Annotated in this window: 3 protein-coding genes and 1 pseudogene; 2 read left to right on the top strand and 2 right to left on the bottom strand. The window is 58.3% G+C overall.

Features of this window, described 5'->3' with window-relative positions:
* Positions 1–147 precede the first annotated feature (147 nt).
* A complete protein-coding gene (gene mobF, locus ACHFGA_RS04985; protein ID WP_394281320.1) occupies positions 148–4,068 on the top strand; it encodes a MobF family relaxase in 3,921 nt (1,306 codons plus the stop codon).
* A 336-nt stretch (positions 4,069–4,404) separates the two neighbouring features.
* Entirely contained in the window at positions 4,405–4,692 is a 288-nt protein-coding gene (locus ACHFGA_RS04980; RefSeq protein ID WP_394281319.1) for a hypothetical protein, read from the top strand.
* Between the two features lie 243 nt (positions 4,693–4,935).
* Here the strand turns inward: ACHFGA_RS04980 and ACHFGA_RS04975 are convergent, their stop codons facing one another.
* Both ACHFGA_RS04975 and ACHFGA_RS04970 read right to left on the bottom strand, forming a co-directional pair.
* Positions 4,936–5,805: a hypothetical protein gene (locus ACHFGA_RS04975; protein ID WP_394281318.1), complete on the bottom strand. Its 870-nt coding sequence runs from the start codon at positions 5,803–5,805 to the stop codon at positions 4,936–4,938.
* A gap of 93 nt (positions 5,806–5,898) precedes the next feature.
* Positions 5,899–6,115 (bottom strand): annotated as a pseudogene (locus ACHFGA_RS04970) (TlpA family protein disulfide reductase); the annotation flags it as partial.

The raw sequence follows: 6,115 nt of genomic DNA, 5'->3' as shown, positions 1-6,115 counted from the left end.
TCGTTGTTCTTGTACTCATGCCCATCAAACTATCGCCTGTCCTGTCTTAGCCGCCAGGCCCGATTTCTCGCCTAACGGCTTTAAATCGCCACACACAGTAGGCACTTTTAGTGTAAATGGGCGCGGTGCCCGCTATGCTGGGAAAATATGATGTCGTTTCGGGCCGTTCACGCAGGCAGCGGGTACCAGTACCTGCTGCGCTCTGTGGCGACCAACGACGCCCACGACCCGATGGTTGAGGAAGGAAAGCTCTCCAACTACTACCAAGCCAAGGGCACTCCCCCGGGCCGTTGGATCGGTCGCGGACTCGCCTCGCTGCGTTCGGAATCTGCCGCCGTTGGTGTGGAGATCGAGGCCGAGCAGATGGAAGCTCTTTATGGACTCGGTTATCACCCCGACACGCACGCCATGCTCCAAGCGGGCAAGACGTTGGAGCAATGCAAGTTGGGTGGCAAGTTCCCGATCTACACCAACGACATTCCCGTCCTTAACGAGCTGCGCGACGCCGAGCGCACTCTCGTGAATGAAAACGGACGGTTGCTGACCGAAGAGGAGCGTGGGGAATTGGCCGCCAAGATCGGTCATCAGCATTACGTTGAGGCCACTGGTTGGGTGGATGCACCGGACAAAGACGTTATTGATTGGGTCAATCGGCAACGCGATCAAGTCAAGCAAGCTGTTGCCGGATTTGACCTCACCTTCTCCCCTGCCAAAAGCATTTCCGTGCTCTGGGCCCTGGCCGATGAGGACACCGCGAGCAAGATCGCTGCGTGCCATCATGAGGCTGTGGCCGAGGTTTTGGCCTGGGCAGAAGACAACACTGTGCGCACCCGCATGGGTGCAGGTGGACTGGCCCAGGTGAAAACCGGTGGAATTGTCGCTAGTGAGTTCACACACTTCGACACGCGCGCCGGTGATCCAGACCTACATTCCCACGTCCTTGTATCAAACAAAGTCCAGGGTCCCGACGGTAAGTGGCGCACCCTTGATTCTCGTGCGATGTTCAAAAACCACCAGACCCTATCGGCGCGGTACGACGCGATCGTCCAGGAAATTCTGACCCGGAAAATGGGCCTGGCATTCGAGGCCAGCCCCCGCGAACAGGGTAAGGAACCGGTGTGGGAAGTTGCCGGTGTGCCGCAGGAATTGATTGACATTTTCTCCAAGCGTCGTGCAATGGCGCGACCGGTCTACGACCAGTTAGTCGCTGACTACGTGGCATCGCATGGCCGCCAGCCCGACAAGCGCACACAGATGCAGTTGTGGCAGTCAGCGATTCTTGACACGCGCGATGCGAAAAAGCCAGCCCAGTCCTTGGCCGAATTGCGTCAGAATTGGCGCGCTGATGTCGAGTCCCGCGACGACGCGCAGCGCTTGTTATCTGCGCTTGATGAAGTGCTCGGGCCTGGCAAAGTCGATACTCGACCGGCGTTCTTCGATCCAGAACACCCCGACGCTAGCGAGCTGGATCAGCGGGCTGTCGAGGTCATTGACCGGATGGTGCAGAAGCGTTCCTATTTCGCCCGGCACCACGTCACAGCGGCTGTCGGTAGCTACGTGAAGGGCTTTCGGTTTGCCTCGCAAGAGGAAGCTCAGGACGCACTGGAGGTGTTAACGCAGCGCATTATCGACCGGCATCTGGTCGAGATCACGCCGCGCAAAGAGCAACAGTTACCGTCTGCGCTGCGCAACGAATCTGATGAAGCCATCGATCGTCACCTGGGTTTCGCTCAGTACACCACGCCGGAAATCTTGGCCCAGGAAGACCACGTCTTGGCCGCCGTCACCGAACCTGTGGCACTGTTTGCAGACTCGGATGACATCACCGACGCCATTGCCCAGTTTGAAAGCGACAACGGTTTCTCACTGAATCCTGGCCAGATTGAGCTCGCCAAGCACTTGCTGCAATCCGGCACGGTGATCGGGTGTGGCGTCGGCCCAGCGGGCACTGGCAAGACGACGGCCATGCAGATTGTCGCCAATGTGTGGTCCTCCCAAGCCCATCAGGTCATTGGCTTAGCACCGTCTGCCGCCGCCGCTGGTGTGCTTGCCGAGGAGTTGGGAATCAACGCGCACACCATCGACTCACTGTCCTACGTGTGGCGAGGTCGCCACCCTGACAAGCCTGCCGGAGACCTCGCGAGCCTTCCCATTGAGATCAACCCCGGTGACATGTTGTTAGTCGATGAAGCTGGCATGGCGACCACCGACAACCTGGCGGCACTGGCCGAGATTGCCGAGCAAGCCGGAGCCATTGTGCGTGTGGTCGGTGACCCGCACCAGTTGGATGCAGTCGGCACTGGTGGCCTGTTTGAGACGATGTGCCGCTACAACGACGCAGCCGAACTGACCGACGTGATGCGCTTTTCACACGGCAACGACACCGCACAAGCGGACGCTTCACTGGCACTGCGGCGCGGGGACACCGACGCGGTGGACTTCTACACCGCACGTGGGTGGGTGTCTGGTGGCACGCGCACGGCCATGCTCACCGAGGCCGCCTCTGCCTACCTTGCTGACGTGGATCAGGGGCGCAAGTCCCTTGTCCTTGCCACGACGAACGCGGATGTAGCGGCGCTTAATGAGATGATCCGCGCGCACTTTATTGACGCTGGTGATGTCGATTGTTCACGCCAGGTTCGCCTCTCCCAGTCAGACGTGGCAGGTCTGGGTGACGTCATTATCGCGCGTCAGAACATACGGTTGCCTCACCCGGCTGACCCGCACGCGGCAGGACCAAAGGTCATCAACGGCCAGTTGTTTAGGGTGCTCGACATTCACGACGACGGGTCCGTCACCGCTGGCGACACGTCCACCGGTGAGGTACTGACTCTGCCTGCTGACTACGTCGCCGAGCACACGCACCTGGGCTACGCGGCCACCGTCTACCGGGCCCAAGGTGCCACAGTCGATACCACGCACGCGCTGGTGGACTCATCGACGAGCCGCTCGGCGCTCTATGTGGCGCTTACGCGCGGCAAGCACGAAAACCGCATCTACGCAGTCACCGACGATCGCCTTGACGAGTTGGCCGAAGCAGCGCACTTGCATTCAGCTGGTAACCGTTCTGGACTGGACGCTACCGACGTGCTCGCCGGAGCGATTGCCCGGGATGCGCGGCAGCGTTCCGTAACCGACATCCGGGCGGAAGCTGAAGAATACGCCCACAGTCGCGAGCGGTTGGAAGCCCTCTACCTCTACGGTGTTGACCAAGCAACAGCGGACTTCATCGACCGCCACTTCGATAGTTGGTGGGATCATCTCGATGCCGACGCGCTGGCAACGATGACTGACCAAAGTAGGCAGCAGGTACGCTCCGCGTGGCGCGACGTGGTCGCGGCCGGCCACGATCCTCAGTTGCTCATGCCATCGGCGATCTTCAACCTGGGCGACGTAAACGACGCTGGAGCAGTCATTGCCTGGCGACTGCGAGATCAGCTCGCTGAGATTGGACATGCTGTCGATAGGATCGCCCCTCCACCGCCAGCCACACGCGGTAGTGACCCGGAACTTGCTGCATGGCTACGCGATACCTACGACACGCTGACGCAGTGGGCCAGCGACGCGAACCCAGGCGAGTCTGAGGACAACCTCAATGAAATCCATGCACGTATTGCCAAGCTCTCCGCACAAATCGACGCGGCGTGGCAGCGCCGAGACGAGCTCCACAAAACTCATTCTCTGGCTAAGGGCGAGCTATTCGATGCCCAAGTACAGGCCGAGCAACGCGGCCCGCTGGCCCGCCTGCGGCACAAAACCATAGATGAGCAGCGCATTAGTCAATTGACTACACGGGTGACTGGCTTGGCAGATGACCTGGCTGAAGTGGACCAGGTACTCGACAACCTGGCAGGTGACCTACAACGTCTCCGCGAGCAAGCAGAACAGAAGAAGCAGCAGGCCGAACGTTCTGCACGAACCACGGCACCCGCTGTATCAACACTCACACACGACGAAGCCGCTGCCCGGCTCGCCGCCCAGCTTGGACGCCAGCGCACTGCCCCGTCTGCTCCCGGTGCCCATGAGCACACGCTGCAAGATGTGCCTGTCGATGCACAGGAACTATAATGTGGAAGGCAATGACGATGGTGTCCTAATACTCGCCTGGTAACAAGACAGAGATGAAGGGGTTGGTCATGATACGAGGACAACTGACACGTACCTTCCGGCCTCCTTTCTTTGTGCCGCATTCTCTGGATGAGTTGCAAGGCCCAGCGCACGATGTACTCGCGGTTCCGCATTCGATAATGTGAGCTCAGCAATCTCGCTTCGCCATCGATCTTGACGATGACGATTCCATCCGCACCGCGTATCTCGAAATCCTTGGCCGCGCATCTGCTCACGACATGCGAACACTAGTCAACAAAGACCACCTCATACGGCTATGCCTCAACGAAACCAGATGTGGCAGGCAATCTCCGCCAAGGCCTCCCCGCGGGCAAGGATAGCCTTCTCAGGTTGGACCCGGTTATTACCTCAACCAAGGGCATTGAACGCCATCACCTGTTCCCCAGGGCTTATCTGTCGAAAAAGCTGGGCGTCTCTGATCCCAAGAAGATCAACCAGATCGCCAACATGGTACTGGTCGAGTGGAACGTCAATATTGGCATCTCTGATAGTGCACCCTCGAAGTACTGGCAGAAGATCGTTGAAACGAAAGTACACCTCACGGAGGGGAAAATCACCGAGTAGAGAAGACTTCACGCGCTCCCGGATAGCTGGCCTGACATCGACTACGATGACTTCCTCGAACAGCCGCCAGCATCTGATGGCGGCTGTTACCCGCGAAGCATTCGAAAAACTTGCTTCAGAACAGTAAAGGAGGATATTAGGCCACGTCGTTTCAGCTTGAAGAAATAGCCCAAAGCAGTCGGGTCGTGCGGTGAGTACAGGGTCAGCCAGAGGCGCCCATGCTATCAGGCGGAGATAATGTAGTTACTTCACTACTTTCTCAGTCGGAGAGTTCTTTTTGAACTTTGATGTCAGAGCAAACTTACGCAAGGCGCCCTTTTCCTCTACATCATCCGGGAGAAACTCTTGAAAGGTCTTCTGCGTAGCCTTCACCGTGGTCTGGCCGAGCAGATGATTGCCGCCAGCTCCCAGCACCGCTCCAAAGCCAAACGGGGCGATCTTACCCAAGACAAGGATTCCCTGTCGGGTTCCATACCTCGTGACGAAATGCTGGCCCATCACCTTGTTAATCTGTCGCAATGTGGAGGCGGGCACAGCCTTTACGAATTTACGTCCCCAGTGTGCCCCGGTTCGCTCGGCTATTTTTTGCACGGTCGAGGAACCAGAGCCACCCAGAAGCACGGTCAATACCAGGAAACGGGCATGGTCAGCATCTTCGATCTCCACATCGAGGACACGTGCCACCGACTGAACGTGAATACAGGCGGCAGTCAAAAAGACCATGAAATCACCGGCGGATATGCCTAAGGCGGCGATGGCACCGAAACCAGGGGCGGCGGCGGATGCTCCCGTGGCGGCTCCCACCGCTGTGACCTCAGAGAGGAAACGGGTATTGAGCTTGGTTAACTGCTGTGTGACTGTCAGGTGAGGATGCTTGATCTGCATCCTTTCCACCTGCTGCTTTGCCACGAGGTCAGATCCTTTGAGGGCCGTCTCAAACGACTTTAAGAGAACATCCCCTGAGGCGGCGGAGGCAACTGCATCACCCATGTCTATAGACTTCTGCTTGGCAAATGAAACCGTTTTGCTTGCGCCATTTTTCAGCCGAACGATTCTGCTCTCCCCTTCATTCTGGGCAGCGTCCTCATCAGAAGTGTCGGTGTGGTCTGTCATGTAGATGGGCCTTCCTCGTTGAGGCACTCTGCCTCTAGCATGAGACCGCACACGTTTAAGCTTTCCACGGCCATAATTTGAAGAATCATATCACCCGTCAGCACCGTCGAGAGTCTCCTGGACAAGCTGCAGGTCATCGACTTCCGCCCGACACGGTGCACACCACTGGCCCCAAGCGTTGAGGACGACGACCTCGCCTTCAAAATCAGACAGGCTGATCTCCTCACCCTCCTCCATCAGCGACGGGCCGGAGAAGTCCGGCAGCGGGGCACGTTCCTCCTCTGCGTAGATAATCTCGGTTTGGCCTCCT

The sequence above is a fragment of the Corynebacterium sp. genome (assembly GCF_043426755.1).
Classification (GTDB): Bacteria; Actinomycetota; Actinomycetes; order Mycobacteriales; family Mycobacteriaceae; genus Corynebacterium.
The sequence above is the reverse complement of the archived record's forward strand: the minus strand, read 5'-3'. Positions and strand labels throughout refer to the sequence as shown.